This is a genomic window from Nguyenibacter vanlangensis (assembly GCF_013376155.1).
Classification (GTDB): Bacteria; Pseudomonadota; Alphaproteobacteria; order Acetobacterales; family Acetobacteraceae; genus Gluconacetobacter; species Gluconacetobacter vanlangensis.
This window is the reverse complement of record NZ_JABXXP010001012.1, coordinates 1-802: the sequence shown is the minus strand read 5'-3', so window position 1 is coordinate 802 and position 802 is coordinate 1. Positions and strand designations below refer to the sequence as shown.

1 protein-coding gene is annotated in these 802 nt (G+C 68.6%); it reads right to left on the bottom strand.

Annotated elements, in window-relative coordinates; all coding sequences use genetic code 11:
• A partial coding sequence (locus HUK84_RS20865; RefSeq protein WP_176641886.1) for a glycosyltransferase occupies window positions 1–802 on the bottom strand: 802 nt, incomplete at both ends.

The following is an 802-nucleotide window of genomic DNA, read 5'->3' as shown; positions in this document are numbered from 1 at the left end:
CGGCGGAGCATCCGGCTGGCACAGCAGCGCGTTTTCCCCGTCGCGCAGGACTTCGCGCACGTCGGGCGTGTTGCCCGCCACGATCGGCCGGCCGGACGCCATGTAGAAGAACAGCTTCAGCGGCAGCACCGTCGAGCCGAAGCGCGCCAGCGGCTGCAGCGACGGCGGGATCAGCAGCACGTCGGCGGCGTGGATATACTGGCCGAGGATCTCGGGCGGCTGGAAGGGGACGACCCGGACATTGGGCAGCGCCTGCGCCATGGCCTCGATCGGGCCCTCGCCATAGGAGCCGACCAGGATGAACAGCAGGTCGGGCAGGAGGCGCGCGGCCTCGATCACCACCGCCAGTCCCTTCTTGTGGTTGACCCGTCCGGTATAGACCACGGTCTGCGCATCGGCCGGGACGTCCAGCGTCCGCCGGGCCGCGTCGCGCCCGATCGGGGCGTCCAGCCGTTCGGGTTCGAACCCGTTGCGGATGCATTGCAGCTTGTCGGCGGGAATCCCCAGTTCGAGATATTTTTGCCGCGTATAGTCGGAATGGCAGATATTGACCACGAAGCGCCGGTGGCACATCAGCCGGTACAGAAAGGGGCGCAGCGGCGGGATCTGGTCCGGCCAGGGCCGGTAATGGTCGAACACCACGCGCTGGCCGAACCGGATCGCCATCCAGGCGATCCACAGATTGCGGGTATAGACGAGATCCGCCCGGCGGAAGGCGCTGCGCCAGACGATCGTCAGCCCGCAGGCCAGATGGCGTGCCCAAGGCGGCGAGAGCGGTGCCCAGGCCCGCGCCACCGCCAGG